This is a genomic window from Phenylobacterium sp. (assembly GCF_041916435.1).
Taxonomy (GTDB): Bacteria; Pseudomonadota; Alphaproteobacteria; order Caulobacterales; family Caulobacteraceae; genus Phenylobacterium.
The window spans coordinates 461,031-486,310 of the sequence record NZ_JAYRZM010000004.1 but is presented as its reverse complement, the minus strand read 5'-3'; the positions used below and the strand labels follow the sequence as shown (position 1 = coordinate 486,310).

The 25,280-nt window shown below is 70.1% G+C and carries 27 protein-coding genes and 1 tRNA gene; 19 read left to right on the top strand and 9 right to left on the bottom strand.

Going from position 1 to position 25,280, the window contains the following annotated elements:
• Window positions 1-20: 20 nt before the first annotated feature.
• The 11 genes from infC (at window position 21) to ACE3TA_RS13700 (ending at window position 11,739) form a co-directional block, all read left to right on the top strand.
• Window positions 21-542, top strand: a complete 522-nt coding sequence (gene infC / locus ACE3TA_RS13750) for a translation initiation factor IF-3 (protein WP_374574589.1) — start codon at window positions 21-23, stop codon at window positions 540-542.
• A gap of 345 nt (window positions 543-887) precedes the next feature.
• Window positions 888-2,117 (top strand): MFS transporter, encoded by a 1,230-nt coding sequence (locus tag ACE3TA_RS13745; protein WP_374574587.1) that lies wholly within the window; start codon window positions 888-890, stop codon window positions 2,115-2,117.
• Between the two features lies 1 nt (window position 2,118).
• Entirely contained in the window at window positions 2,119-3,318 is a 1,200-nt protein-coding gene (locus tag ACE3TA_RS13740) for an MFS transporter (protein ID WP_374574585.1), read from the top strand.
• 141 nt (window positions 3,319-3,459) lie between these two features.
• Window positions 3,460-3,660: a 50S ribosomal protein L35 gene (rpmI, locus tag ACE3TA_RS13735; protein ID WP_374574583.1), complete on the top strand. Its 201-nt coding sequence runs from the start codon at window positions 3,460-3,462 to the stop codon at window positions 3,658-3,660.
• Between the two features lie 19 nt (window positions 3,661-3,679).
• Window positions 3,680-4,036 carry a 50S ribosomal protein L20 gene (gene rplT / locus ACE3TA_RS13730; protein WP_374574582.1) on the top strand — a complete coding sequence of 119 codons (357 nt, stop codon included), beginning with the start codon at window positions 3,680-3,682 and terminating at the stop codon, window positions 4,034-4,036.
• A 286-nt stretch (window positions 4,037-4,322) separates the two neighbouring features.
• Window positions 4,323-5,432 carry a phenylalanine--tRNA ligase subunit alpha gene (pheS, locus tag ACE3TA_RS13725; RefSeq protein ID WP_374574580.1) on the top strand — a complete coding sequence of 370 codons (1,110 nt, stop codon included), beginning with the start codon at window positions 4,323-4,325 and terminating at the stop codon, window positions 5,430-5,432.
• Between the two features lie 10 nt (window positions 5,433-5,442).
• Window positions 5,443-7,815: a phenylalanine--tRNA ligase subunit beta gene (gene pheT / locus ACE3TA_RS13720; protein WP_374574578.1), complete on the top strand. Its 2,373-nt coding sequence runs from the start codon at window positions 5,443-5,445 to the stop codon at window positions 7,813-7,815.
• A 239-nt stretch (window positions 7,816-8,054) separates the two neighbouring features.
• Window positions 8,055-9,158 carry a helix-turn-helix domain-containing protein gene (locus ACE3TA_RS13715; RefSeq protein WP_374574576.1) on the top strand — a complete coding sequence of 368 codons (1,104 nt, stop codon included), beginning with the start codon at window positions 8,055-8,057 and terminating at the stop codon, window positions 9,156-9,158.
• A gap of 45 nt (window positions 9,159-9,203) precedes the next feature.
• Window positions 9,204-10,592, top strand: a complete 1,389-nt coding sequence (locus ACE3TA_RS13710; RefSeq protein ID WP_374574574.1) for a serine hydrolase — start codon at window positions 9,204-9,206, stop codon at window positions 10,590-10,592.
• A gap of 75 nt (window positions 10,593-10,667) precedes the next feature.
• Window positions 10,668-11,222, top strand: coding sequence for a TIGR00645 family protein (locus ACE3TA_RS13705; protein ID WP_374574572.1), 555 nt, complete (start codon window positions 10,668-10,670; stop codon window positions 11,220-11,222).
• Window positions 11,223-11,292: 70 nt separating this feature from the next.
• A complete protein-coding gene (locus ACE3TA_RS13700) occupies window positions 11,293-11,739 on the top strand; it encodes a VOC family protein (protein WP_374574570.1) in 447 nt (148 codons plus the stop codon).
• A gap of 218 nt (window positions 11,740-11,957) precedes the next feature.
• On the opposite strand, the gene ACE3TA_RS13695 is transcribed toward ACE3TA_RS13700, so the two are convergent.
• Window positions 11,958-12,572, bottom strand: coding sequence for a DUF1134 domain-containing protein (locus ACE3TA_RS13695; protein WP_374574568.1), 615 nt, complete (start codon window positions 12,570-12,572; stop codon window positions 11,958-11,960).
• A 160-nt stretch (window positions 12,573-12,732) separates the two neighbouring features.
• On the opposite strand from ACE3TA_RS13695, the gene lepA reads away from it, so the two are divergent.
• Together lepA and ACE3TA_RS13685 are read left to right on the top strand one after the other, a co-directional pair.
• Window positions 12,733-14,541 (top strand): translation elongation factor 4, encoded by a 1,809-nt coding sequence (lepA, locus tag ACE3TA_RS13690; protein WP_374574566.1) that lies wholly within the window; start codon window positions 12,733-12,735, stop codon window positions 14,539-14,541.
• 114 nt (window positions 14,542-14,655) lie between these two features.
• Window positions 14,656-14,850 carry a DUF2892 domain-containing protein gene (locus ACE3TA_RS13685; RefSeq protein WP_374574564.1) on the top strand — a complete coding sequence of 65 codons (195 nt, stop codon included), beginning with the start codon at window positions 14,656-14,658 and terminating at the stop codon, window positions 14,848-14,850.
• On the opposite strand, the gene ACE3TA_RS13680 is transcribed toward ACE3TA_RS13685, so the two are convergent.
• Complete coding sequence (locus ACE3TA_RS13680) at window positions 14,847-15,566, bottom strand: glutathione S-transferase (RefSeq protein ID WP_374574562.1); 720 nt, start codon at window positions 15,564-15,566, stop codon at window positions 14,847-14,849. The two genes, ACE3TA_RS13685 and ACE3TA_RS13680, sit on opposite strands and share 4 nt — an antisense overlap.
• A gap of 174 nt (window positions 15,567-15,740) precedes the next feature.
• Here ACE3TA_RS13680 and ACE3TA_RS13675 point away from each other — a divergent pair, with 174 nt between their 5' ends.
• The 5 genes from ACE3TA_RS13675 to ACE3TA_RS13655 all read left to right on the top strand — a co-directional run bounded on the left by ACE3TA_RS13675 (window position 15,741) and on the right by ACE3TA_RS13655 (window position 19,076).
• Window positions 15,741-16,229 (top strand): DUF5615 family PIN-like protein, encoded by a 489-nt coding sequence (locus tag ACE3TA_RS13675; protein ID WP_374574830.1) that lies wholly within the window; start codon window positions 15,741-15,743, stop codon window positions 16,227-16,229.
• A 52-nt stretch (window positions 16,230-16,281) separates the two neighbouring features.
• On the top strand, window positions 16,282-16,419 hold the full coding sequence (locus tag ACE3TA_RS13670) for an entericidin A/B family lipoprotein (RefSeq protein WP_374574560.1): 138 nt from the start codon (window positions 16,282-16,284) through the stop codon (window positions 16,417-16,419).
• 84 nt (window positions 16,420-16,503) lie between these two features.
• Entirely contained in the window at window positions 16,504-16,902 is a 399-nt protein-coding gene (locus ACE3TA_RS13665; RefSeq protein WP_374574558.1) for a DUF983 domain-containing protein, read from the top strand.
• Between the two features lie 73 nt (window positions 16,903-16,975).
• Entirely contained in the window at window positions 16,976-18,310 is a 1,335-nt protein-coding gene (locus ACE3TA_RS13660) for an MFS transporter (RefSeq protein WP_374574557.1), read from the top strand.
• A gap of 4 nt (window positions 18,311-18,314) precedes the next feature.
• On the top strand, window positions 18,315-19,076 hold the full coding sequence (locus tag ACE3TA_RS13655; RefSeq protein ID WP_374574555.1) for a DUF599 domain-containing protein: 762 nt from the start codon (window positions 18,315-18,317) through the stop codon (window positions 19,074-19,076).
• On the opposite strand, the gene ACE3TA_RS13650 is transcribed toward ACE3TA_RS13655, so the two are convergent.
• Together ACE3TA_RS13650 and msrA are read right to left on the bottom strand one after the other, a co-directional pair.
• Window positions 19,073-19,414, bottom strand: a complete 342-nt coding sequence (locus ACE3TA_RS13650) for an MmcQ/YjbR family DNA-binding protein (protein WP_374574553.1) — start codon at window positions 19,412-19,414, stop codon at window positions 19,073-19,075. The two genes, ACE3TA_RS13655 and ACE3TA_RS13650, sit on opposite strands and share 4 nt — an antisense overlap.
• Window positions 19,411-20,064: a peptide-methionine (S)-S-oxide reductase MsrA gene (gene msrA / locus ACE3TA_RS13645; RefSeq protein WP_374574551.1), complete on the bottom strand. Its 654-nt coding sequence runs from the start codon at window positions 20,062-20,064 to the stop codon at window positions 19,411-19,413. The genes ACE3TA_RS13650 and msrA overlap by 4 nt, the downstream gene beginning before the upstream one ends.
• A gap of 154 nt (window positions 20,065-20,218) precedes the next feature.
• Here msrA and ACE3TA_RS13640 point away from each other — a divergent pair.
• Window positions 20,219-20,308, top strand: a tRNA-Ser gene (locus tag ACE3TA_RS13640).
• A gap of 33 nt (window positions 20,309-20,341) precedes the next feature.
• Here the strand turns inward: ACE3TA_RS13640 and ACE3TA_RS13635 are convergent.
• From ACE3TA_RS13635 to ACE3TA_RS13615, 5 genes are all read right to left on the bottom strand, one after another.
• Window positions 20,342-20,860 (bottom strand): hypothetical protein, encoded by a 519-nt coding sequence (locus tag ACE3TA_RS13635; RefSeq protein WP_374574549.1) that lies wholly within the window; start codon window positions 20,858-20,860, stop codon window positions 20,342-20,344.
• Window positions 20,861-21,000: 140 nt separating this feature from the next.
• On the bottom strand, window positions 21,001-21,186 hold the full coding sequence (locus tag ACE3TA_RS13630; RefSeq protein ID WP_374574547.1) for a hypothetical protein: 186 nt from the start codon (window positions 21,184-21,186) through the stop codon (window positions 21,001-21,003).
• Between the two features lie 222 nt (window positions 21,187-21,408).
• The gene (locus tag ACE3TA_RS13625; protein WP_374574545.1) at window positions 21,409-23,031 is read right to left on the bottom strand and encodes an acyl-CoA synthetase; all 1,623 of its coding nucleotides are present in this window, start codon (window positions 23,029-23,031) and stop codon (window positions 21,409-21,411) included.
• A 106-nt stretch (window positions 23,032-23,137) separates the two neighbouring features.
• Entirely contained in the window at window positions 23,138-23,989 is an 852-nt protein-coding gene (locus ACE3TA_RS13620) for a lysostaphin resistance A-like protein (RefSeq protein ID WP_374574543.1), read from the bottom strand.
• A gap of 59 nt (window positions 23,990-24,048) precedes the next feature.
• Window positions 24,049-25,134, bottom strand: coding sequence for a trypsin-like peptidase domain-containing protein (locus ACE3TA_RS13615; RefSeq protein ID WP_374574541.1), 1,086 nt, complete (start codon window positions 25,132-25,134; stop codon window positions 24,049-24,051).
• Between the last annotated feature and the right edge of the window lie 146 nt (window positions 25,135-25,280).

The following is a 25,280-nucleotide window of genomic DNA, read 5'->3' as shown; positions in this document are numbered from 1 at the left end:
CATAGCCTATTCGCCGCCCCATGCAGGCGCCGCCCGTCAAGGATGGGCCGCGCATCAACGAAGACATCCGCGTCCCCCGCGTTCTGCTCATCGACCAGAACGGTGAGAAGCAGGGCGTGATGCCCACCTCCGCCGCCCTGGAAGCCGCCGAGGAAGCGGGACTGGACCTGGTGGAGATCGTCCCCAACGCGGATCCGCCCGTTTGCAAGATCCTGGACTACGGCAAGTTCAAGTTCCAGGAGCAGAAGAAGAAGAACGAGGCGCGCAAGCGGCAGAAGGTGGTGGAGATCAAGGAGATCAAGCTCCGCCCGAACATCGACAAGCACGACTACGAGGTCAAAGCCAAGTCGATGCACCGCTTCTTCGAGGAAGGCGACAAGGTGAAGGTCACCCTGCGCTTCCGCGGCCGTGAGCTGGCCCACCCCGAGCTCGGCATGAAGCTGCTCCAGCAGGTCAAGGCGGACTTCGAGCCGGTGGCCAAGGTGGAGTACGAGCCGCGCATGGAAGGCCGCCAGATGATCATGATCCTGGCCCCGCGCTGAGGATCCGATCCGACGACCTGTTCAACGGCCGCCTCCGGGCGGCCGTTTCCGTTCGAGGCCGACTTAGCCGTCCAGATGCTCCCCCTTTGGGGGAGCTGGCCCGGAGGGCCTGAGGGGGACTTTGACTGCTCCCTCCCTCTAGGTGCGAGCCGATGCGTACGAGACGGCTCAAGCCCGCTGGTCTTGGTCACAGAGCCACAGAGGTTTCAAAGTCCCCCTCAGCCGGCTTCGCCGACAGCTCCCCCAGAGGGGGAGCATCTTGGGCCCGTGGACCGGCTAGACGTCACCGCATCTTCGCGTTTCCACCGCTTGCCCCATACCGCGGGCTAGATTACTGGCGGGCGCATGTCTGAGTCCGCCCGGGAGGCCGCGACGACGGCGTCCCCACTGGCGGCCGCGTCGCTCATCGCCGTCATCTTCATCAATATGCTCGGCTTCGGCATCGTGGTGCCGTTGCTGCCGTTCTACGCCAAGTCGTTCAACGCGCCGGCCTGGCAGATCGCCCTGATCTTCTCGGCCTATTCGATCGGCGCCTTCTTCGGCGAGCCGTTCTGGGGGCGGCTGTCGGACAAGTACGGGCGCAAGCCGCTGCTGATCTCGACGATCTGCGGCAACTGCCTGTGCTACCTGGCCCTGGCGTTCGCGCCGAACGTCTATGTGGCGTTCCTGATCCGCCTGGCCGGCGGCCTGGCCAGCGGCAACGGCGCGGTGGTGCAGGGCTACATCGCCGACGTGACCCCGCCGGACAAGCGCGCCCGGCGCATGGCCTATCAGGGGGCGGCCTGGAACATCGGCCTGATCGTGGGCCCCTCGCTGGGCGGGGTGTTCGCCCACCCCAACGCCGGGCCGGTGGGCTTCCGCATTCCGCTGTTCATCGCCTCGGCCCTGGCGCTGGCCTCGGCCACCTGCATCTTCCTGTTCATCAAGGAGAGCCGGGTGCGCGACAAGGGCATCACCCACCGGCCAAGCCGCTGGGCCGCCACGGGCGAAGCCGTGCGCCACCCGGTGATCGGCCCCCTGATGATGCTAACCTTCCTGGTGGGCTTCGCCTTCACCGGCATCGAGTCGATCTTCGGCCTGTGGTCGCAGGCCAAGTTCGGCTGGGGCCCGCGCGACGTGGGCGTCTGCTTCGCCTTCGTCGGGGTCTGCGCGGCGATCACCCAGATGTTCGTCACCGGCCGGCTGTCGGAGCGGTTCGGCGAGGGGCCGATGCTGGCGCTGGGCATGACCATCACCATGATCTGCGCGGCGACCCAGCCCTTCTCGACCGGGGCGGCGATGACCATCGCGCTGATGTGCGCGACGGCGGTGGGCCAGTCGGTGGCCTTCCCCAACGTGGGCGCGCTGATCTCGCAGACCGCCGAAGCCCATCGGCAGGGCCAGATCCTGGGCCTCAACAACGCCACCGGCGCGCTCGCCCGCGTGGTCGGCCCGTTCTGCGCGGGGCTGGCCTTCTCGCACGTCTCAATCGACGGGCCATTCTTCCTGGCCGCCGCGGTGACGGCTCCGGCGATCCTGATCGCCGTAGCCGCCAGCCGACGAGCCCGCGCCTTCCTGCGACTGCGAGCCACCTGACATGGCCGAAGGCGCGGACAAGACCGACATCCGCGCGCTGGTCACCCTGCTCGCGGTCATCTTCCTCAGCATCGCCGGCTTCGGCGTGGTGATCCCGCTGTTGCCGTTCTTCGGCCACGCGTTCGGGGCCGAGGCCTGGCAGATCACCCTCCTGTTCTCGGCCTTCTCCATGGGCCAGTTCCTGGGCGAGCCGTTCTGGGGCCGGCTGTCGGACCGGATCGGCCGGCGGCCGGTGCTGGCCATGACCATCTGCGGGGCGGCGCTTTCCTATGTGGCCCTGGCCTTCTGCCCGAACATCGTGCTGGCCTGGGCCGCGCGGTTCGTCGGCGGGTTCCTGTCGGGCAACATCTCCACCCTGCAGGGGGCGCTGGCCGACATGACCCCGCCCCGCGAGCGGGCGGCCAAGATGGGCCTGATGGGCGCGGCCTTCAGCCTGGGCTTCATGACCGGCCCGGCGCTGGGCGGCCTCCTGGCCCGGCCGGCCCTGGGTCCGGCCGGCTTCCACCTGCCCCTGTTCGCGGCGGCCGGCTTCGGCCTGGCCGCGGCCGTCGCCGTGCTGATCTTCGTGCGCGAGGCGCGCGAGCCCGACCGCCACGCCCCGCAGGCCTCGCGCCTGGAAGCCCTGCGCGAGGCGGCCGCCCACCCGGTGATCAGCCGCATCCTGATCATCGGCTTCGTGGTGGTGTCCGGCTTCGCGGGGATCGAGGCCACCTACGGCCTGTGGACCGAGCACCGCTTCGGCTGGGGCCCGCGGCAGATCGGCCTGGCCTTCATGTTCATCGGCGCCTTCGGCGCGCTCTGCCAGGGGGTGTTCAACGGCCAGCTCGTGCGCCGCTTCGGCGAGGTGCAGGTGCTGACCCTCGGCATGGTGTTCATGTTCGTCGGCATGGTCGTCCAATGCGTCTCGCTCAACTGGCCGATGGCCATGGCGGGCTTCGCCTTCGTCAGCTTCGGCCAGTCGGTGTGCTTCCCGAACCTGACGGCGCTGATGTCCCGGTCGGCGCCGCCGCACCGGCAGGGCGAGATGCTGGGGCTGAACATGAGCTCCAACGCCCTGGCGCGGATCGGCGGGCCGATCTACGCCGGCCAGATCTTCTCGCTGATCTCGCCGGGCGCGCCGTTCGCGCTCACCGCCATCCTGATCATCCCGGCCCTGTGGCTGGCCCGGCAGGTGGGCGCGCGGGTGAAGACGGCGATCTAGACCCGCGCCCTCTGCGGCCCGGGCCCTTGCCTTTGCGGCCTCTTTCGCGTATCAGCCCCGCTCTTCGGAGCCGTCTGGCCATTGGCATGCCAGGACGGCTCATCAATACGCCAGAGGACGGGGCTTCGGCTCCGCAGTGAAATGCCGAAACTGAAGACCAAGAGCGGCGCCAAGAAGCGCTTCAAGATCACCGCGACCGGCAAGCTGAAGGCCGGCGTGGCGGGCAAGCGGCACCGGCTGATCAGCCACAACGCCAAGTACATCCGCCAGAACCGCGGCACCAAGGTGATGGGTGAGGCTGACGCCAAGATCATCCGCACCTACCTGCCGTACGGCCTTTGATCTTAAGGAGCGCTGAGACATGGCTCGCGTGAAACGGGGCGTCGTCGCCCACGCCAAGCACAAGAAGGTCCTGGAACAGGCCAAGGGCTTCTACGGCCGCCGCAAGAACACCATCCGCGCCGCCAAGGCCGCGGTGGACCGCGCCGGACAGTACGCCTATCGCGACCGCAAGGTGCGCAAGCGCAACTTCCGTTCGCTGTGGATCCAGCGGATCAACGCCGCGGCCCGGCTGGAAGGCTTCACCTATTCCCGATTTATCTTCGGCCTTGAGAAGGCCGGGATCGAAATGGACCGCAAGGTCCTGTCCGACATCGCGGGCAACGATCCGACCGCTTTCAAGGCCATCGCCGACAAGGTTCGCGCCGCGCTGGCTTGAGGCCTGGATCGTCTAGATCCCGGAAGCATTCAAAGCCCTTCGGCGCACCCGCCGGAGGGCTTTTTGCTGCCCTCTTCCCGCCGCTCCCATTGGCATTCGCAAGGCCAGGCCGACGAACACTCCAAAGTCCCCCTCCGGCCCTCCGGGCCACCTCCCCCAGAGGGGGAGGATCTGGAAGCGCCGAGCCAAGATGCTCCCCCTCTGGGGGAGCTGTCGCGCAAGCGACTGAGGGGGACCAAGACGAGGTGTTTGCGAAGCCCGGTTTCCGCACTAAACGAACGACGCCATGACCGACCTTTCCACACTCGAAGCCGATCTGGCCGCCCAGATCGATGCGGCGGCCGACGCCCAGGCGCTTGAGGCGCTGCGGGTGGCCGCGCTCGGCAAGTCCGGCTCCATCTCCGGGCTTCTGAAGTCGCTGGGCTCCATGAGCCCCGACGAGCGCCGCGAGCAGGGCCCGCTGATCAACGGCCTGCGCGACCGCATCGGCGCCAGGCTCGCCGAGAAGAAGACCGCGCTGGAGGCCGCCGAGCTCGACGCGCGGCTCGCCGCCGAGCGGGTCGACCTGACCCTGCCCGCGCCGCCGCGGCGCAAGGGCGGGGTGCACCCGACCATGCAGGTGCTCGACGAGATGATCGCCATCTTCGCCGAGATGGGCTTCTCCCTCGCCGAAGGTCCGGACATCGAGGACGACTTCCACAACTTCACAGCGCTGAACTTCCCGCCCAAGCATCCGGCGCGGGAGATGCACGACACCTTCTGGCTGCCGGAGAACGAACGCGGCGAGCGCAAGCTCCTGCGCACCCACACCAGCCCCGTGCAGGTGCGGGTGATGCAGAAGAGCAACGAGAAGCTGCCGGGCTGGATCGCCAACGGCCAGGAGCCGCCGATCCGGGTGATCGTGCCGGGCCGCACCTATCGCTCGGACTCGGACGCCACTCACACCCCGATGTTCCACCAGATGGAAGGTCTGGTGATCGACCGGAACATCCACATGGGCCACCTGAAGTGGACCGTGGACACCTTCATCGCCCGGTTCTTCGAGACCCCGGCGGTGGAGACGCGCTTCCGCCCGCACCACTTCCCCTTCACCGAGCCGTCGGCCGAGCTGGACGTGCGCTGCGACCGCTCGGGAAACGAGGTGAAGATCGGCCAGGGCGAGGACTGGATGGAGGTGGTCGGCTGCGGGATGGTGCATCCCAACATCCTGCGCACCTGCGGCCTGGACCCGGACGAGTGGCAGGGCTTCGCCTTCGGCTTCGGCATCGACCGGCTGGGCACGCTGAAGTACGGCATGCCGGACCTGCGCGACATGTTCGCCTCGGACGTGCGCTGGCTGGAGCACTACGGCTTCGGCCCGTTCGCCATTCCCAACGCCGCCACGGGCCTGAGCTGAGGAGCGCGCCATGAAGTTCACGCTTTCCTGGCTGCGCGAGCACCTGGACACGCAAGCCTCGGCGGCCGAGATCGTCGAGGCCATGACCATGGCCGGCCTGGAGGTCGAGCACGTGGAGGACCCGGCGTCCAAGCTGGCCGCCTTCTCCGTCGCCAAGATCGTCGAGGCGGTGAAGCACCCCAACGCCGACAAGCTGCGGGTCTGCCAGGTCGACACCAAGGACGGGCGCAAAGAGATCGTCTGCGGCGCGCCCAACGCCCGCGCGGGCCTGACCACCGTCTACGCCCCGATCGGCGCCTATGTGCCCGGCTCCGGCGTCACCCTGGAGGCGCGGCCGGTGCGCGGCGTGGTCTCCAACGGCATGCTCTGCTCGGCCGCCGAGCTGGAGGTGGCCGAGGAGTCCGACGGCATCATGGAGCTGGACGAGGCCCTGGCCGTCGGCGCGCCCGCCGTGCAGGCGCTCGGCCTGGAGGCGGTGATCGACTTCGAGGTCACGCCCAACCGGCCCGACTGGCTGGGGGTGGCGGGCATCGCCCGCGACCTGGCCGCCGCTGGCGTCGGCAAGCTGGAGGATCTGTCGGTCGCGCCGGTGAAGGGGAGCTTCCCCTGCCCCGTCGAGATTCGGCTGGACGGCTCGGACGCCTGCCCGGCGTTCGCCGGCCGGCTGATCCGGGGGGTGAAGAACGGGCCCTCGCCGGCCTGGCTGCAGCGCAAGCTCGTCTCCATCGGGCTTCGGCCGATCAACGCCCTGGTCGACGTGACCAACCTGCTTTCCTACGACCGCGCCCGGCCGCTGCACGTCTATGACGCCAAGAAGCTCTCCGGCGGCTTCGTCGAGGCGCGGCTGGGCCGCGAGGGCGAGAGCCTGGAGGCCCTGGACGGCAAGACCTACGAGATCACCCCGGAGATCTGCGTGATCGCCGACGCCTCCGGCGCGATCGGCCTGGGCGGGGTGATGGGCGGGGAGTCCACCGGCTGCTCGGAGGAGACCGTCGACGTCTTCGTCGAAAGCGCCTGGTTCGACCCGATCCGCACGGCCCAGACCGGCCGGACCACCGGCATCGTCTCCGACGCCCAGTACCGCTTCGCCCGAGGCGTCGATCCTGGCTTCGTGGTTCCGGGGCTGGAGCTGGCGACCAGGCTGATCCTCGAGCTGTGCGGCGGCGAGCCTTCCGAGGTGACTCTCGCCGGCGAGCTTCCGGCGCCGCCCGCGCCGGTCGCCTTCGACCGCGGCTATGTGAAGAAGCTCTCGGGCCTGACCATTCCGGCCGAGCGGATCGACCAGATCCTGACCGACCTGGGCTTTTCCATCGACGGCGCGACCGTGACCCCGCCCACCTGGCGGCGGGACGTGGAAGGCAAGGCCGACCTCGTCGAGGAAGTGGCGCGGATCGAAGGCTACGGCGCCCTGCCGGCCGAGGAGCTGCCGCCGATCGCCCGGCCGGCCGGCGGCGTGCTGACCACCCGCCAGATGCGCATGCGCACCGCCCGCCGGTCCATGGCCGCGCGGGGCTTTTCCGAGGCGATCACCTGGAGCTTCATCCGCCAGGATTTCGCCGAGCTGTTCGGCGGCGGGGCGGCCAACCTGGTGCTGACCAACCCGATCGCGGCGGACCTTTCGACCATGCGCCCGTCGATCCTGCCGGGCCTGATCGAGGCGGTGGGGCGCAACGCCCGGCGCGGCTTCCCGGACGTGGCGCTGTTCGAGGTGGGTCCGGTCTACCTGGGCGACGAGCCGGGCGACCAGAAGACCGCCGTGGCCGCGGTGCTGGCGCCGCACCCGCCGCGCCGTTGGGACAAGGGCGGGGACGATCCGCTGTTCGCGCTGAAGGGCGACCTGCTGGGCCTGCTCGACGACATCGGCGCGCCGCCGCTGCAGGTGGCCCAGGGCCAATCGTCGCCCTGGTGGCACCCGGGGCGTTCCGCGCGCCTGCAGCTCGGCCCGAAGAACGTCGTCGCCGAGTTCGGCGAACTGCATCCGCGCATCCTGAAGGCGCTGGACGTGGACGGGCCGGTGCTGGCCTTCGAGATCACCCTGGACGCCGTGCCCGAGCCGAAGAAGAAGGCCACCAAGGGCCGGCCGGCGCTGAGCGCCTCAACCCTGATGCCGCTCTCGCGCGACTTCGCCTTCGTGGTGGCCGAGACCGTGGCGGCGGGCGAGCTGGCGCGCGCGGCGGGCGGCGCCGACAAGGCGCTGATCACCGACGTGCGGGTGTTCGACGTCTACCAGGGCAAGGGCGTGGCCGAGGGCATGAAGTCCGTGGCCGTCGAGGTCGAGGTCCAGCCCCGCGAGAAGACCCTCACCGACGCCGAGATCGAGGCCCTGAGCGGCCGCGTGGTGGCGGCGGTGGAGAAGGCGACCGGCGGCAAGCTCAGGAGTTGATCCGGCGCCGCGGGACCTGACAGGGTCGGCGGTGGCGGAGGGGCTCGAAGCCCCCTCCACCCCTTCGGGGTTCCCCTCCCCCAGAGGGGGAGGAGATCGAGGCGGCGCTGCGGCAAATTCTCCTCCCCCGCCCCGCGGGGGAGGGGGACCGCGTAGCGGTGGAGGGGGCGGCGCGGCGCTCGACATGTTCCATGCGCGCCTAGGCTCGGAGACGCGGCTGTGACACCTTCGCCCGCGCCATGAGCGCGGACGCCCTCGTCTCGATCGATCTGTTCCTGCGCGGCGGGGTGTGCGCCGTGCTGGTGGGCGTGGCGGCGCTGCTGCTGCGGGACTTCCACCGCTTCACGGCCGCGCGGCTGGGCGCGTTGTTCGCGGTGAGCGCGGCGGCCTATGCGGTGGTCTCGCTGCCGGGCATGCACGACCGCCTCGGCCCCTGGGGGGCGCCGCTGATCGCGCTTTCGGCGGGCGACAGCCTGGTCTTCTGGCTGTTCGCGCGGCGGCTGTTCGACGACGGATTCCGTCTGCGGCCCTGGCACCTGGCGCTGTGGGCGCTGGTCGTCGGGACGGTCGGCTTCAACCACTTCGCCCTGGAGCCCGCCCACAGCCCGCTGGCCGGCGTGATCGGGCGCTTCGGATCGGCCCAGGCGCTGGCGTTCGCCGGCCTGGCCGCCGTGCAGACCATGGCCTCGTGGCGCGCCGACCTCGTCGAGCCGCGCCGGCGTCTGAGGGTGTTCATCGTGGCGGCCTCGGGGCTGCACATGGCGGTCAGCGTTCTGGCCGCCCTGGCGCGCGGCACGGTGGAGGACGCCCCCGGCGCGGGGATCGCGGATGCGGCCGGCATGCTGGCGATCGGGGCGGCGGTCGCCTGGTCGCTGCTGCGCGTGGGCGGCGGCGAGGCGCTGTTCGGCCCGGCCGAGGCGGATCGCCAGGCGCCGGCGACGGGGCTGGAGCTGGCCGACCGCCCGCTCGCCGCCGCGTTGGAGCGGGCCATGCGCGAGGACCGCGCCTATCGCCGCGAGGCTCTCTCCATCGGCGCCCTGGCCCACGACCTCGGCGTTCCCGAACATCGGCTGCGGCGGGTGATCAACCAGGGCCTGGGCTATCGCAACTTCAACGCCTTCCTGAACGGCTATCGCATCGCCGAGGCCAAGGCCGCCCTGGCCGATCCGGCGCAGGACGACGTGCCGATCCTGACCATCGCCCTCGACGCCGGCTTCAACTCGCTGGGGCCGTTCAACCGCGCCTTCAAGGCCGAGACCGGGACGACGCCGAGCGCCTATCGGCGCGGACACGGCTCGCCGAATTTCGAAATCGGCGCGAAGGCGGCGCCGGCGGCGGACTAGCCAGGCCCGGCGGGATCAGCCCGCAGGCCATGCAAGAGAGTCCCCATGCCGCCGCCGATCCGGCGCCCGTCGCCGCTGTTCCTCCTGATGCTCGCGCCGCTCGCCGGATGCGCCGGCCTCGGCCGCGCCGTCCACGTGCCGGTGAACCTGATCAGCCACGAGCTGTGCTCCACCGCCTTCATCTCCGAGGTCGACCCGGAGCGCTTCTACGACGAGGAGCTGGCCCCGCAGGTGGCGCCCATCGCGGCCCTGCTGCGCCACCACGTCGACTATGACGCCAGGACGGCGAGCGCCAGCCTGGCCGGGCGCGCGGAGAGCCGGGCGATCTACCACGACGGCCTGGGCTGCATCGTCGACCAGGGCGTTACGCCGCCGCCGGTTCCCGCGCTCGCCCCCGAGCCGCCGGCGGGCCCGCCGCTGCTGGAAGCCGGCGCGGCCGTCGCCGAGCCCGCCGACCCGGCGCTGAAGGCCGCCCTGGACCAGGCCTTCGCCGAGCCGCCGAAGGGGCCGCGCCGCAACACCCACGCCGTGGTGGTGGTCAAGGACGGCCGCGTGATCGCCGAGCGCTACGCCCCCGGCTACGGAGTGATGACCCGGCTGCACGGCTGGTCGATGACCAAGTCGGCGACCAACGCCCTGCTGGGGATCCTGGTGCGCGAGGGCAGGCTCGAGATGGACGCCCCCGCCCCGGTCGCCGCCTGGTCGGCGCCGGGCGACCCACGCGGGAAGATCACGCCCGACGACCTCCTGCGCATGAGGAGCGGCCTGGCGCTCGGCCAGTCCCTGACGGCGAGCTGGACGAGCGCCTTCGACGAGGCCGCCCAGTCGCTGTTCGCCACGCCGGACCAGGCGGCCCGCGCCGAGGCGGCGCGGCTGCAGGCGGCGCCCGGAACCCGATGGCGCTACGCCGACGGGAGCACCGCGATCCTGGCCCGCATCGTCACCGACAAGGCCGGCGGCCCGGCCGCCGTCCAGGCGTTCGCGCGGCGCGAGCTGTTCGACAAGCTGGGGATGGGCCCGGTCGTGCTGGAGACCGACGCCACGGGCGCGCCGTTCGGCTCGACCCACGTGTGGGCGAGCGCCCGCGACTGGGCGAGGCTGGGCCTGCTGTTCGCGAACGACGGGGTGGTGAACGGCGAGCGCATCCTGCCCGAGGGCTGGGTGGACTATTCGGCCAGGCTGACGCCCGGCAGCGAGGCCTATGGCTACGGCGCGGGCTTCTGGACCGAACGCGGCGCGCCGCGCGCCCACACCTTTCGCCCGCACCTGCCGGCCGACGCCTTCATGGCCCGCGGCTCGCGCGGGCAATATGTGGTGATCGTTCCATCCAGGCGGCTGGTCGTCGTGCGCATGGGCGAGGCCTACACGCCGCGCGAGGACATGGGCGCGGTCGACCGGCTGGTCGGCGAGGTGATCGCGGCCACCGGCGGGTGAGGACGACAGGCGCCGCGCACTTGCGCCGGCCGCCGGCGCCGCTACCTAGGCAGGATCGTCCCGTCAGGAGGCTCCATGTCCGACCCCGCCGCCCGCAAGCCCGCGCCGCCCAAGCCCGCCCTGGAGCGGTGGCTGGAGGACGGCCTGTTCCGCTCGCGCTGGCTGATGGCGCCGTTCTACGTCGGCCTGGTGATCGCCCTGGCGGGGCTGGTCGTGGTGTTCGCCAACGAGGCCTGGCACGAGTTCGTCCACCTGACCTCGATGTCGCCGGAAGAGGCGATCCTGATGGTGCTGTCGCTGATCGACCTGTCGCTGGCCGGCAACCTGCTCTTGATCGTGATCTTCTCCGGCTATGAGAACTTCGTCTCCAAGATCGACACCGGCGACGACGAGGACCGCCCCGGCTGGATGGGCACGGTCGACTTCTCCGGCCTGAAGATGAAGCTGATCGCCTCGATCGTGGCGATCTCGGCCATCGCGCTCCTGAAGGCGTTCATGAAGCTGGCCGAAGGGGCGGACATCTCGGACCGCACCCTGATGTGGCTGGTGATCATCCACGTCACCTTCGTCGTCTCGGGGGTGTTCCTGGCGCTGATGGACTGGCTGTCGGGCCTGACCGACAAGCACTAGGCGGCTTGACTTCCCTGGCGCGGCCCCGGCCCGATCGGACAAAGGGCTGTTCAACGAGAAAGGCCGGTCGATGGAAATCAACGGCGTCGCGCACACCTTCATCACCGCGGGCGACTTCGAGCGGGCGGTGGCCTTCTACGAGAAGGTGCTGCCGTTCCTCGGGTTGAGAGAGGTCGCCCGCTCGCCGGACACCTACTACTGCGTGGGCGGACGCACGGGCGTGGGCGTCCGCAGGCCCGGGCCCGAGCACGCCGGCCAGCGGTTCGTGCAGAACCGGGTGGGCCTGCACCACATCTGCTTCCGCGCCCGCGAGCGCGGCGACATCGACGAGGCGTACGCCTTCCTGGTGTCCATCGGCGCCAAGATCGTCCACGGCCCGCAGGACGACGCCTATGCGCCGGGCTACTACTCGATCCTGTTCGAGGACCCCGACGGCGTGCGCCTGGAGATCAACCACGTGCCCGGCCGCGGCGTGTTCGACACCAGGGAAGGCAAGGTCTACGGCTCGCTGGATTGACGGCGTTCCCTGATCTCCCATCGCCATGGGATTCAGAGTTGCGGCGCCCAGAAGATGCTCCCCCTCTGGGGGAGCTGGCCCGCAGGGCCTGAGGGGGACCATGACTCAAAGTCCCCCTCCGTCGGCTGCGCCGCCACCTCCCCCAGAGGGGGAGGATCATGCGGCGTCGCCCAACCGGCCTTCGCCGGGACGAGCGGAGGGTTTGGGCCGGCGGCCCCCTAGAACGGGAGGATGTTGCGTTTGCGGCTGTAGGCCAGGTAGCCGACGTTGGCGCCGAGGCGCAGGCCGACGCCGGCGCGGATCGGGGCGAGCGTGATGTCGCTGGCGCGCTGGTAGTTCACGCCCAGGCCGCCGATCAGGTAGGCCGAGCCCTCGACTCCCGGGAAGCGCTGGAAGATCACGTCCGGGTACTGAAGATTGTAGCAGAGGGTGAAGACCCGGCTGGCGTTGCCGCCCAGGTCCCAGCCGATGCTCGGGCCCTGCCAGAACACCTCCATGGGCTGACGGCCCTTCATGTAGAGCAGGCCGCGGCCGTAGCGCAGGCCGACGGTGATCGCGCCCGCGGCCTCCTCGCCGGCGATGTAGGCGGTGGGCCGGCCGTTGTCCTTGAAGACCTTCTCGACGACGCCCCCGGCGGCCTCGGCGGTCACGCCCAGGAAGTCGGACACGCTGTTGACGATCTCGTCGCGGCTGTAGGTCTCGGCCTGGGTGTTGGCCGGATAGTCCGGCTGCTGGCTGGGCGGATTGGGACCCTGAAGCTTGGGCTCGGCCGAGGCGCAGGCGGCGCTGCCGAATGTGGCGAGACCCGTAATGATGAGCGAGCGGCGATCCATTCCGTTTCCGATCCTTGAGAGGTTGTAACAGCCTCCCATCCCTTGGCGCCCTGATTGCGGCGAGACGCTTTAACGCACGGTTAAGCATGTGGATGCGCCGGGCCCGCCGCGACGCTCAGGCGCTCTCGCGCAAACCGGCGAATGTGATAGAGGCTCGCCCATGACGCAGACGCCGCTCTCGCACATCCGCAACTTCTCGATCGTGGCCCACATCGACCACGGCAAGTCGACCCTGTCCGACCGCCTGATCCAGGAGACCGGCGCGCTGACCCAGCGCGAGATGACCGAGCAGGTGCTCGACAACATGGACATCGAGCGCGAGCGCGGGATCACCATCAAGGCCCAGACCGTGCGGCTGCACTACAAGGCCGACGACGGCGAGACCTATGTCCTGAACCTGATGGACACGCCCGGGCACGTGGACTTCGCCTATGAGGTCAGCCGCAGCCTCGCCGCCTGCGAGGGCTCGATCCTGGTGGTGGACGCCAGCCAGGGCGTGGAGGCCCAGACCCTGGCCAACGTCTACCAGGCGATCGACAACAACCACGAGATCGTTCCGGTCCTGAACAAGATCGACCTGCCGGCCGCCGAGCCGGACCGGGTGCGGGCGCAGATCGAGGACGTGATCGGCCTGGACGCCTCCGACGCGGTGGAGTGCTCGGCCAAGACCGGACTGGGCATCCACGACGTGCTCGAGGCCGTCGTCAAGCGCCTGCCCCCGCCCAAGGGCGACCGCGAGGCCCCGCTCAAGGCGCTCCTGGTCGACGCCTGGTACGACCAGTACCTGGGCGTGGTGGTGCTGGTGCGCGTGTTCGACGGGGTGCTGAAGGTCGGCCAGCGGGTGCGCATGATGCAGACCGGCGCCACCTACCAGATCGACCGGCTGGGCGTGTTCCGCCCCAAGCAGACCGAGGTGGCCGAGCTCGGCCCCGGCGAGGTGGGCTTCATCACCGCCTCGATCAAGGAGGTGGCCCACGCCGCCGTCGGCGACACCATCACTGACGAGAAGCGCCAGACCCCCGCCCCCCTGCCGGGCTTCCGCGAGGTGCAGCCGGTGGTGTTCTGCGGCCTCTTCCCGGTGGACGCGGCCGACTTCGAGGACCTGCGCGCGGCGATCAGCCGGCTGCGCCTGAACGACGCCTCCTTCACCTATGAGATGGAGACGAGCGCCGCGCTCGGCTTCGGCTTCCGCTGCGGGTTCCTGGGCCTGTTGCACCTGGAGATCATCCAGGAGCGGCTGTCGCGCGAGTTCGACCTGGACCTGATCACGACCGCGCCGAGCGTGGTCTACAAGATCAGGATGACCAACGGCGAGGAGCTGGACCTGCACAATCCGGCCGACATGCCCGATCCGGTGCGGATCGAGAGCATCGCCGAGCCCTGGATCAAGGCCACCATCTTCACGCCGGACGAGTACCTGGGCGCGATCATCAAGCTGTGCCAGGATCGCCGCGGCGAGCAGCGCGAGCTGTCCTACGTCGGCAGCCGGGCGATGGTGGTCTACGACCTGCCGCTGAACGAGGTGGTGTTCGACTTCTACGACCGGCTGAAGAGCGTCTCCAAGGGCTACGCCTCGTTCGACTACCAGATCGAGGACTACCGCATCGGCGACCTGGTGAAGATGTCGATCCTGGTGAACGCCGAGCCGGTGGACGCGCTGTCCATGCTGGTCCACCGCTCCCGCGCGGAGATGCGCGGCCGGGCGATGGTGGAGCGGATGAAGGACCTGATCCCGCCGCACATGTTCCAGATCCCGATCCAGGCGGCGATCGGCGGGCGGATCATCGCCCGCGAGACCGTGCGCGCCCTGCGCAAGGACGTGACGGCCAAGTGCTACGGCGGCGACGCCACCCGCAAGCGCAAGCTCCTCGACAAGCAGAAGGAGGGCAAGAAGCGCATGCGCCAGTTCGGCAAGGTGGAGATCCCGCAGGAAGCCTTCATCGCCGCCCTGAAGATGGACGCCGACTAGGCCCCTCCGCCGCGCGGGCGAAAATTCATCCAGATCAATTCCCAGGCGTTCTTCCCATGGAAAATGCGCGGGTCGTCCGGCCTGGAAGGCCGGCGCCCTGCTAGGAGGACCGCCATGAAGGTCAACGAGGGAACCATCGACCGCATTCTGCGGGTGATCGTGGGTCTGGGCGTCTTGTCGCTGGCGTTCATCGGCCCGAAGACGCCGTGGGCCTATCTGGGCCTGATCCCGCTGGTCACCGGGGCGATCGGCTTCTGCCCGCTCTATTCGATCATCGGGATCAACACCTGCGGCCTGCGCAGGAGCTAGCCGTCCAGTTCCGGATAGCGGCGGAAGATCCCGTCCTCGTTGAAGGCGAGCCGTCGCGGCGAGGCGAGATAGGCCGCAAGGCGCGGGCGCTCGGCCACGCGGGCGGCGAGCGCGGCCACCCGCGGCAGCTTCTCCTCGGTCCGCGCCATGGCGCGGGGAAAGGCGTAGCGCAGGCCCTCGACGACCTGGAACAGCGACAGGTCCGCGTAGCTCGCCGCCTGCGGAACCAGCCAGGGGCCGCCGTGGCCCTGCAGGATGGTCTCGAACCAGCGCAGATACTTGCCCATGCGATGGCGGCGGAACGCCGCGGCGCGGGCCAGGGCGGCGTCCTTCTGCTCGTGATACCAGGCGCCCACGTCGATGGGATGGTGGGTGTCGTGCGCCTCGTCCACCAGGTCGGCGATGGTGAGCTGCATCTGGTTGACCCATAGCCGGCCGGCCTCGTCGACGGGCGCGAGCCCCAGACGGGGCCCAAGGTGCAGCAGGATGTTGGCGGTCTGGGCGATCACCAGGTCGCCGTCCGCCAGGAACGGCGGGGCGAAGGGCGGCGTGGCGCTGGACGCGCGCATCCGCGCCATCAGCGCCGCTTCCCCGCCGCCCTCGGCCTCGGAAAGGCGGGCCACGTCCACATAGGCGGCGCCGGCGTCCTCCAGGGCCAGGCGGACGAACTCGCCCCGCCCCTGGATGCCCGGCCAGTAGTGCAGCTCGTAGGTCATGCCTCACCCGCGGCGACTGAACGCGCCCGATGCGGCGCGGGCGACAGTCTAGCGCCGATCGCCGCGGCGGTTGCGGGCGATGTCGGAAGGCGACCTCGCCGTTCGTCCCCCGCGCGGAGATGCGCCAGATCCTGGAGTTCGCATGGCCGCCGGCGTGACCTATCCTTGCGGCCGATGCGGCGCGGCCCCACCCGCTTCCTGTGCGACGAGATGCTGGCGCGCCTGGCGCGGCTGCTGAGGGCGGCCGGCCATGACACGGCCCTGGCGCGGGCGGGCGAGGCGGACGCCGCGCTCCTGGCCCGCGCCCGCGACGAGGACCGTCTCCTGGTCACCCGCGACCGCGAGCTGGCCGCCCGCGCGGGCGCGCACGGCGTGCTCGTGGGCGGCCGGGGCGTGCTGGAGGAGGCGCAGGCCCTGGCGCGCGCCGCGCCGGTGGACTGGAGCCTCGCCCCCTTCACCCGCTGCGTGATGGACAACGCCGCGCTGCGCGAGGCCACGGCCGGGGAGACCGCGCAGGCGCCGCCGAGCGCGCGCGGCCGGCCGGGCCCGTTCCGCGCGTGTCCGGCCTGCGGGCGGGTCTACTGGCCGGGAAGCCACACCCGGCGGATCGCCGAGCGGCTGGCCGTGTTAGAGCGATTGAACGCCCCCGGTCCGCTCGCCTAGATATCGCCACCAGCTTGGCCGCAGATGCGGGCCGAACGCTTCGGAGACGAACATGCGCAAAATCCTGATCCTGGCCGCCGCGGGCGCGGCCCTTCTCGTCGCCGCCTGCAACACCGTCGAGGGCGTGGGCCGCGACATGCAGGCCGCCGGCCGCGCGGTGACGGGCACGGCCCAGGACGCCAAGCACTAAACCCGGGCATGGACGACGCGCCGCGACTGCGGCGCGGGCTTGCGACGTTGCGGCCTCTTCCGTAACGACGACTTTCGGAGGCATATGGCGGCCATGTCTGCTCGTCCGTTTTTTCCCGCGTTGTCTCGCGGACTTCGTGGCCGCTGCCCGGCCTGCGGCCGCGGTTCGCTGTTCTGGCGCTATCTGAAGGTCTCGCCGCACTGCCCGGCGTGCGACCACGACCTGGCGCGCTATCCGGCCGACGACGGCCCGGCCTATTTCACGATCCTGATCGTGGGCCACCTGATCATCGCGCCGCTGCTGCTCTTCCCGATCATCTGGCAGGCCTCGCCGCTGGTGGTGCTGCCGGCGACGCTGATCCCCCTGGCGGGCCTGACGCTGGCGCTGCTGCCCAGGGTGAAGGGCGGCTTCATCGGGGTGATGTACGCGCTGGGCGTGAAGGACTCCGACGCGGCTCTGCACACGGCCGACGTGGCCGACTGATCCCGCGCCCCTTTCACCCGCCGGACAACGCCCCTAGCATCGGGGGCGGGTTTTCAGCGCGGGGGGACGGCGGATGACGGCGACAGAGACAGGCGCGGACGCCCAGGTTCCCGAAGCGGTGGTCACGCCCGGCCTGACGCCGCTGGCGCGGCTGAAGGCGATCCTGGGCGGATCGGCCGGCAATCTGGTGGAGTGGTACGACTGGTTCGCCTACTCCTCGTTCGCCCTCTATTTCGCCAGGCACTTCTTCCCTGAAGGCGACCGCACGGCCCAGCTCCTGAAGGCGTCGGCCGTGTTCGCCATCGGCTTTCTCGCCCGGCCCGTGGGCGCGTGGCTGATGGGGCTCTACGCCGACCGGGCCGGCCGGCGCACGGCCCTGACCACGGCGGTGGCCATGATGTGCCTGGGCGCCTTCGCCATCGCGGTGCTGCCCGACTATTCGATGATCGGCGCCTGGGCGCCGGCGGGCCTGCTGATCGCGCGCCTGGTGCAGGGCCTGTCCGTCGGCGGCGAGTACGGCGCCAGCGCCACCTACATGACCGAGATGGCCAGCCGAAAGTCGCGCGGCTTCTGGTCGAGCTTCCAGTTCGTGACGCTGATCCTCGGCCAGCTCCTGGCCCTGGTGGTGCTGATCAGCCTGCAGAGCCTGATGAGCAAGGCCGACCTGGAGGCCTGGGGCTGGCGCATTCCCTTCGCCATCGGCGGGGTCCTGGCCATCGTCGTCTTCTGGATCCGCACGGGGCTGGAGGAGACCGCCTCGTTCACCGCGGCGAAGGCGGCCGGCGACAAGCGCGCCAGGACCATGATGCTGTTCCTGGACCACCCCAAGGAGACGGCGATGATCTTCGGCCTGACGGCCGGGGGCTCGCTCGCCTTCTACGCCTACACGACCTACATGCAGAAGTTCCTGGTCAACACCGCCGGGTTCAGCAAGGACGTGTCGGCCGCGATCAGCGCCGGCGCCCTGGTGGTCTACATGTGCGCCCTGCCCCTGTTCGGCTGGGCCTCCGACCGGCTGGGGCGCAAGGCGACCCTGGCCTTCACCTTCGGCGTCGGCGCGCTCGCGACCTTCCCGATCTTCTCGGCCATCGCCGGCACGCGCGACGCCATGGTCGCCTTCCTGCTGGTGGTCTCGCTCCTGATCATCCTGACCGGCTACAGCGCGGTCAGCGCGGCGACCAAGGCCGAGCTCTTCCCGGCCCACGTGCGGGCGCTGGGCGTGGCCCTGCCCTACGCGGCGGCCAACGCGGTGTTCGGCGGCACGGCCGAGTTCGTGGCGCTGAAGTTCAAGCAGGTCGGCCATGAAAGCGGCTTCTACATCTATGTCTCGGCGATCATGGCGGTCGCCCTGGCGATCTCGCTGGCCCTGCCCGACTCGCGCCGGGAAAGCCGCATCCTCGAGGATTGACCCCATGACCCTGGCGCGCCTGGCCGCCGCCCTTTCGCCGCTGGACGTGGCGGCGCTCGGCCTCTTCGTCGTCGTCTGGTTCGGCTATGAGCCGCTGCTGAAGGCCGCCGCGCACGGCCGCGGGGTGATCAACACCAACATGCTGGTGATCCGCACGGCGTGGATGCGCAACATGGCCGGCCACGAGAGCCGGTTCATGGACGGCCAGCTCCTGGGCCACGCGCTGAACTCGGCCTCGTTCTTCGCCTCGTCCAACCTGATCCTGATCGCGGCCACCACCGGCGCGCTGTTCGGCGGCGAGAACACCTTCCGCAGCGCCTCTAGCCTCCTGGTGCTGAAGACCTCCTCGCGCCTGCTGTTCGAGGCCCAGCTCGCCCTGGTGCTGGTGGCGCTGGCGCGGGGCCTCTTGGACTTCATGTGGGCGATCCGCCAGATGAACTACTGCCTGGCCGCGATCGGCGCGGCGCCCGACCTGAACGATCCGGCCCGCACCAAGACCTACGCCGCGATCGTCGCGCGGCTGCTCAATCCGGCGCTCTCGTCATTCAACGCCGGCGTGCGCGGCTACTACTTCGCGCTGGCGGCGGCGGCGTGGATGTTCGGCGCCTGGGCGTTCCTGGCGGCGACGGCCGGGGCCGTCAGCCTCCTGGTCTGGCGCCAGCGCTGGTCGGGGGCGGCCCATGCGGTGTCCGACCTGCGCGAGCTTCTGGAATCGGCCCCGCCGCCCGAGCCGCACGCCCCTGGCGGGGACAAGCCCGACTTCTAGGCGAGCCCCAGGGCCTTGCGCTGGGCGCGGGTCAGCCTGGCCGCCACCAGGGCGTGGGCGTTGGCCAGCCAGCCGGCCATGTCCGCCTCGTCGACGGCGGCCAGGTCGTCCATGGCCACCCACTTGGCGCGGGCCAGATAGGGGGCGGGCCTGGCCAGGCCGTTCTCGATCATCACCTGATAGGCGATGTCGCTGGCCTTGAACGAGACGCCGCCGCCCAGGCCGCGGATGGCGAAGATCCGCCCGCCCACCTTGTAGACGTCGCTGCCGCCCCACTGCACCACGTGCGTGGCGGCGGGAAGCGCCATGGCCTGGTCGTGCAGGGCCTGGGGCGTCAAGCGCTGACGCCCACTCCGATCGGGCAGGTCACGCCGGTGCCGCCGACGCCGCAATAGCCGGCCGGGTTCTTGGCCAGATACTGCTGGTGGTAGTCCTCGGCGAAGTAGAACGGCCCGGCGGGGACGATCTCGGTGGTGACGGCGCCATAGCCCTGCTTGGTCAGCTCGGCCTGGTAGGCGGCCTTGGACGCCTCCGCCGCGGCGGCCTGGGCCGCGTCGGCGGCGTAGATCCCCGAGCGGTACTGGGTGCCGATGTCATTGCCCTGGCGCATGCCCTGGGTGGGATCGTGGCCTTCCCAGAACACCTTCAGGAGCTGGTCGTAGGTGACGACCTTGGGGTCGAACACCACCAGCACCGCCTCGGTGTGGCCGGTGCGGCCGCTGCAGACCTCCTCGTAGGTGGGATTGGGCGTGAGGCCGTTCACATAGCCGACGGCGGTCACATAGACCCCCGGGACCTGCCAGAACTTGCGCTCCACGCCCCAGAAGCAGCCCATGGCGAACACCGCCGTCTCGAGCCCCTCGGGATAGGGGCCCTTCAGCGGGCGGCCGTTGACGAAGTGGGTGGCGGCGGTGGGGATCGCCTGGGCGCGCCCCGGCAGGGCGGTGTCGGCGGTGGGCATTTCCAGGGACTTCTTGGCGAAGAACATGACGGGTCTCCGGCGAGGTGGCTTGGCGCGAAAGATAGGCGTTCGCACGCCCGATTGCACGGGGCGCGAAGGCCGATCCAAGGCGCTTGCCCCGCAAGGGCGCATCGCTATATTGCGCGCCTTCCGCCGGGGGGCCCGCCCTCCGGGCCCGGATGGTGAGGTGGCCGAGTGGTTGAAGGCGCACGCCTGGAACGCGTGTATAGGTGAAAGCCTATCGAGGGTTCGAATCCCTCTCTCACCGCCACCCCAACCAGGCCGACGGGCCTGACCCCGGTTCCTACCTTTGAGCAGCGACGTAGGTCTTCAGCGAGGCCAGGAAGGCGCGCACGCGCTTGGGCGTCTGGTCCTGCTCGACGGCGGCCAGCGCCTCGAGCGTCCAGCCGCCTGAGGGCGCGAGGTCGGTCAGCAGCCGCTCCAGCGCCCCGCGCTCGGCCTCGGGCAGGGCGAGCTTGGCCGCCTCCCTCAGCAGCAGCAGCGCCTCGTGCACCTGGCGCATGATGGTGAACGCCCGGGTGATGTCGGGCAGCAGGGCCGGATCGTCGCGCCAGGACCGGCCGCCGAACACCTCCTGGATCACCCGCTGGCCCGCGCCCAGGCAGTCGAAGCTGATGCAGCCGGAAAAGCCCAGGCGTTCGCGGTCGGCGTGGATGCGGCAGAGGTTGTCGTCGGCCAGGTTGGGGCAGACCACGCCGTTGGGCTTGTCGATGGCGAAGGACGCGGACCGGTCGAAGGCCAGCGACACGCAGCACAGGGCCGCGCAGCGGGCGCAATCCGGGCTCAGGCTCGTCTCGTCCATCTCCAGCTTCCAAGGTCCGCACGCCGCCTGCGGCCGCCGGCCGGCGCGCGCGCAAGGCGTTGTGGGGGAACAAAAAAGCGGCCCCGAAAGGCCGCCCCGCAAGATCCTATAATCGCCCGGCGGACGCCGCGCAACGCGGCCTAGCCGCCCAGGCCAACCTTGGCGACGACCAGCGGCAGGAGGAAGGCGTATTGCGCCAGGGCCACCGCGTAGAGGGTCGCCAGCACCGGGCGGCCTTCCTTGAAGTTGATCACGACGCCCGCCAGCAACGGCCCGCTGATGGGGCCGACCACGAAGTAGGGCGCCAGGCGCTTCACACGGTTCATTCGGGGCTCCTCGCCGAGGCCCGCACCATGACCCCAGGCTTGGCGCTCCGTCTACTGAATTCAGACTTCGTTAACCATGATTTCAAAATTTAGGCATCATTAACCATAAATATTAACCTCGCCTCACACGCGAAACGCGCAAGGCGGCGCCTGAAACTATCCTTGAAAGAACATCGGTCGATTCACCAGACAGGCGAGATCGACCGTTAGAAGTCTGCGACGTCAGGTCTGCAGCGTCGTCAAGACGGCGTCCGCCGCGGCGCGCGCGGCCGGATAGTCGGCCTTGCCGTTGCTGGCCCTCAAGGGACGGTCGGTGATGACGATCCGCTTGGGCGTCTTGTAGCCGGCCAGCGTGCGGCGCACGTGGGCGCGCAGGTCGTCCTCGTCGAGGTCGAATCCGCGCTTCAGCTCGACCACGCCGGTCACCGCCTGGCCCCACTTCGGATCGGCCACGCCGACGACCAGGGCGTCCTCGATGCTCGGATGGGTCTTCAGCGCCTCCTCGACCTCCTCGGGGAAGACCTTCTCGCCGGCGGTGTTGATGCAGGCGTTGCCGCGCCCCAGCAGGGTGAGCGTGCCGTCAGCGTCCACCAGGCACCAGTCGCCGGGAATGGAGTAGCGCACCCCGTCGATCACGCGGAAGGTGCGGGCGGTCTTCTCCGGGTCCTTGTAGTAGCCGACCGGATTGGGCGGGCCGAGGGCGACGATGCCGCGCTTGCCCGAGCCGGGCTCGACCGGCTGGTCGTATTCGTCGAACACCCGGCAGCGCTCGCCCAGCATGAACTTGGCGGTCTGCACCTCGCCGTCCTTGGTCATCACCGAGGCGCCCATGCCCAGGGCCTCGGACGAGGAGAAACCGTCGTTGAGCATGGCCTGGGGCATGTGCTCGAGAAGGCCGCGCTTGACCTCCAGGCTCCACATCACCCCCGAGGAGATGATGGTGACGATCGAGGAGACGTCGAACTCGCCGCGGTGCTCGTTCAGGGCGTTGAGGATCGGCCGGCCGAAGCTGTCGCCCACCACCACCAGGGTCTGCGGCTTGTGGCGGTCGATGGCGACCAGCGCCTCGAGGGGATCGAAGGCCGCGCCCTCCAGGGTGATCACGCAGCCGCCGGCCAGCATCGCGCCCATGGCGGTGAGCAGGCCCGTGCCGTGCATCAGGGGCGGCGCCGGCAGCACCCTCGGGCCGGGACCGATCATCCTGGTGGCCGCGACCAGCGCCTCCAGGGTCTCGGGCACGGGCCCCAGCTTGCGCGCCGCCTGCAGGGTGATCTCGCGCATGTCGTGATGGGCCCACATCACGCCCTTGGGCATGCCGGTGGTGCCGCCGGTGTAGATGAAGAGCTGATCGTCGCCCGAGCGCTCGATGTCGAGCGGCCCGCCGTTGCCCTCGGCCGCCAGGTCCTCGAACCGTTCGGCGAAGGGGGCGACCTGACCGTCGGGGCTGACCTCCACCCAGGTCTTCACCTTGGGCAGGCGCGGCCGGATCTGGGCCACCGCGTCACGGAACTCAGAGGCGTAGACCACCGTCTGGGCGTCGGAATTGTCGAAGATGTACCAGACCTCGTCCGGCGTGTAGCGGTAGTTGACGTTCACATGGGTCAGCCGCGCCTTGAAGCAGGCGGCGAGCGTCAGCATGTACTCCGGCCGGTTGCGCATGTAGATCGCCACCTTGTCGCCGGGCTGGGAGCCGCGGGCGATCAGCGCCCGGGCCAGGTTGTTGGAGGTCCGCGTGGCCTCGCCCCAGTCGATCCGCCGCTCTCCGTGGATGAACGCCGGCGCGTCGGGCGGCAGCACCGCCGAGATGCCGTCCAGGATGTCTCCGAAATTCCAGCGCGTGGCCATGCGTCCTCCCATTGTCAAAGTGCGCGCGATCTTCGTCGCGTCGCCGGATGCAAACATTTGGTCTCTGGGCCGGCCCGTCAACGGGCTTGACGGCGTCTCGCGTCGATCAGGCCCGCGGCGCGGCGATCCCGCGGGCCACCAGCACCGCGACGGCGGCCAGGGCGGCGACGCCGACGCCGGCGTCCCACCACATCAGGTGCGGCGTGGTCTGGGTGATCAGGCCGGGGGTGTTGTGGAAGACGTCGCCGCCGGACACCACCACCACCGCGCCGAACAGGTTGTTGGCCAGATGCAGGCCCCAGGTGAAGGCGATCCCGCCGGTGCGGATGGCGACGAAGGCCATGACCACGCCGAAAGCCGCGGCGCTGGCCGCCTGCGGCCCGCCGTTGGGAATGTGCAGGGCGCCGAACAGGAGCCCGCTGATCAGCGCCGCCGCCCAGACCCGCTTGGTGGCGAGGAGAAGGCCCTGGGTGACGTAGCCGCGGAACAGGAACTCCTCGGCGAAGGTCTGCACCGCCAGCATCGGCAGGGCGATGGCGATCAGCGACGGCGTGCGCGCGTCGGCCGACAGGCGAAAGCCCTGCGGCGCGATGGCGAAGTCGATGAGCGCGGCCAGGCACAGCACCGCCGTCCAGATCGCCGCGCCCCGGGCGAAGCCGCGCCAGGACCAGGCGCCCAGAAGGTCGGCGAAGCGCTTGGCCTGGACGAGGCGGGCGGCGATCGCCAGGCCGGCGATGATCACCGCGAAGATCACGCCGTTGGCGGTGAAGAAGGCCACCGGCCGGCCGGGGTTCTGCACCTGGTCGGCGAAGTCGGCCGGCAGGAGATTGAGCACGTCCAGGAGGGCGATCACCGCCAGCCCCGCCGCGATCGCCAGGGTGAAGGCCAGCACCAGGGTTAGCAGGTAGCGCCACCAGGCGTTCCGCCCCCGACGGGCGTACTCGAGAAAGACGCTCATGGACGACTCGCGCGCTCCAGGCTGCTCAATCCTGCCTAGACGGGCGCGGGCCATGGCGTCTACTGGCTGATCTTCTCATATCGATAGGGCTCGGACTCGCCGGGCCGGAAATCGCCGCGCAGGTCGGGCTTCCCGTCGCCGTCGGTGTCGAGGTAGGCCGCATCGGTCTGGCCGTCGCGATCGTCGTCGAACAGCATCATGTCGATGAGCCCGTCACTATTGGTGTCGAACACCGACATGATGCCCAGCTTCTTGTCGTCCGGCACGACCGTGACGTAGTCGCCCTGGCCGTCGCAGTCGGAGTCGATGTCGTACTCGACGCCCCGAGGCTTGCGGGACCGGCGCTGGCCGACGACCTTTTCCTCGCAGGTGGCCTTGGCCTTCACCTCGGGGTCGATCATGCGGTCGCCCGTGCGGGTCAGGAACGCCTTCACGTCGTCGATCGAGACGGCGAAGTTCAGCCCCTCGCCGTCGCCCTTGAAGCTGTTGACGCCGACGAGTTCGGTCTTGTCGTCGAGCAGCGGCCCGCCGGAATTGCCGGGATTGATCGGGGTCTGGGTCTGGATCACCGTGGCCTTGTGCGGCAGCCGATCCTCGGCGGCCCACTCGTAGTCCTTGCGGACCTGGCTGACGATGCCGCGCGTGTAGGTCCAGGCCTCGCCGGTGGGATGGCCGATGGCGTGCACGTCGGCGCCCACCTGGACGTCGGCCATGTCGCCAAGCTTGAGCGGCGTGATGCGCTCCGGCGGCTCGGCGACCCTCAGCAGGGCCAGGTCGGCCACCTCGTCGCGGCGCACGACCTCGGCGAGGCGCACGTCGGCCTTGCCGATCTCGGCGCCCTCCGCCTTCGGCTTGAAGACCACACCCACCGTGTCGCTGTCGCCGACCACGTGCAGGTTGGTCAGGATGTGGCCCTCGGCGTCGATCAGGGCGCCGGAGCCGAGCGCGGTGTCGGTCATCACCAGCACCACGGCCGGCGAGGCGTCCTTGTAGACCTCCGCCTCCTTCGCGCCGCGGGTCGCGCCGGCGCCGGACTGAAGCTGGGCCACGACCTTGCCGAAGCGGGCGGTCCGGGCGGCGCCGGCGCCGGACGGCAACCCCGGCGGCAGGGCCGTCGGCGCGCTCGACGACGCGAACGAGGGCATCGCCTCGCCCAGAGGTTGCTCCTTCGGCGCAGACCACGCGTATGATGGTGAAGCTAGCAGCAGCAGAGCCGCCGCGATCCGGAACCGCCTCATGGCACGCCTTCCCCGACCTGTTGTCTCATGGCCAAGCCTAGCGGCGGCGTTGG

Bases quoted from the DNA above. Each gene is read 5' to 3' on its own strand.
- ACE3TA_RS13625 (WP_374574545.1), bottom strand. From the start codon at position 23,031: ATGGCCACGCGCTGGAATTTCGGAGACATCCTGGACGGCATCTCGGCG.
- rplT (WP_374574582.1), top strand. From the start codon at position 3,680: ATGGCTCGCGTGAAACGGGGCGTCGTCGCCCACGCCAAGCACAAGAAG.
- ACE3TA_RS13670 (WP_374574560.1), top strand. From the start codon at position 16,282: ATGCGCAAAATCCTGATCCTGGCCGCCGCGGGCGCGGCCCTTCTCGTC.
- infC (WP_374574589.1), top strand. From the start codon at position 21: ATGCAGGCGCCGCCCGTCAAGGATGGGCCGCGCATCAACGAAGACATC.
- ACE3TA_RS13685 (WP_374574564.1), top strand. From the start codon at position 14,656: ATGAAGGTCAACGAGGGAACCATCGACCGCATTCTGCGGGTGATCGTG.
- ACE3TA_RS13665 (WP_374574558.1), top strand. From the start codon at position 16,504: ATGGCGGCCATGTCTGCTCGTCCGTTTTTTCCCGCGTTGTCTCGCGGA.
- msrA (WP_374574551.1), bottom strand. From the start codon at position 20,064: ATGTTCTTCGCCAAGAAGTCCCTGGAAATGCCCACCGCCGACACCGCC.
- ACE3TA_RS13635 (WP_374574549.1), bottom strand. From the start codon at position 20,860: ATGGACGAGACGAGCCTGAGCCCGGATTGCGCCCGCTGCGCGGCCCTG.
- ACE3TA_RS13740 (WP_374574585.1), top strand. From the start codon at position 2,119: ATGGCCGAAGGCGCGGACAAGACCGACATCCGCGCGCTGGTCACCCTG.
- ACE3TA_RS13705 (WP_374574572.1), top strand. From the start codon at position 10,668: ATGTCCGACCCCGCCGCCCGCAAGCCCGCGCCGCCCAAGCCCGCCCTG.
- pheS (WP_374574580.1), top strand. From the start codon at position 4,323: ATGACCGACCTTTCCACACTCGAAGCCGATCTGGCCGCCCAGATCGAT.
- ACE3TA_RS13655 (WP_374574555.1), top strand. From the start codon at position 18,315: ATGACCCTGGCGCGCCTGGCCGCCGCCCTTTCGCCGCTGGACGTGGCG.
- ACE3TA_RS13615 (WP_374574541.1), bottom strand. From the start codon at position 25,134: ATGCCCTCGTTCGCGTCGTCGAGCGCGCCGACGGCCCTGCCGCCGGGG.
- ACE3TA_RS13620 (WP_374574543.1), bottom strand. From the start codon at position 23,989: ATGAGCGTCTTTCTCGAGTACGCCCGTCGGGGGCGGAACGCCTGGTGG.
- ACE3TA_RS13680 (WP_374574562.1), bottom strand. From the start codon at position 15,566: ATGACCTACGAGCTGCACTACTGGCCGGGCATCCAGGGGCGGGGCGAG.
- pheT (WP_374574578.1), top strand. From the start codon at position 5,443: ATGAAGTTCACGCTTTCCTGGCTGCGCGAGCACCTGGACACGCAAGCC.
- ACE3TA_RS13745 (WP_374574587.1), top strand. From the start codon at position 888: ATGTCTGAGTCCGCCCGGGAGGCCGCGACGACGGCGTCCCCACTGGCG.
- ACE3TA_RS13660 (WP_374574557.1), top strand. From the start codon at position 16,976: ATGACGGCGACAGAGACAGGCGCGGACGCCCAGGTTCCCGAAGCGGTG.
- ACE3TA_RS13700 (WP_374574570.1), top strand. From the start codon at position 11,293: ATGGAAATCAACGGCGTCGCGCACACCTTCATCACCGCGGGCGACTTC.
- ACE3TA_RS13695 (WP_374574568.1), bottom strand. From the start codon at position 12,572: ATGGATCGCCGCTCGCTCATCATTACGGGTCTCGCCACATTCGGCAGC.
- rpmI (WP_374574583.1), top strand. From the start codon at position 3,460: ATGCCGAAACTGAAGACCAAGAGCGGCGCCAAGAAGCGCTTCAAGATC.
- ACE3TA_RS13710 (WP_374574574.1), top strand. From the start codon at position 9,204: ATGCCGCCGCCGATCCGGCGCCCGTCGCCGCTGTTCCTCCTGATGCTC.
- lepA (WP_374574566.1), top strand. From the start codon at position 12,733: ATGACGCAGACGCCGCTCTCGCACATCCGCAACTTCTCGATCGTGGCC.
- ACE3TA_RS13675 (WP_374574830.1), top strand. From the start codon at position 15,741: ATGCGGCGCGGCCCCACCCGCTTCCTGTGCGACGAGATGCTGGCGCGC.
- ACE3TA_RS13715 (WP_374574576.1), top strand. From the start codon at position 8,055: ATGAGCGCGGACGCCCTCGTCTCGATCGATCTGTTCCTGCGCGGCGGG.
- ACE3TA_RS13630 (WP_374574547.1), bottom strand. From the start codon at position 21,186: ATGAACCGTGTGAAGCGCCTGGCGCCCTACTTCGTGGTCGGCCCCATC.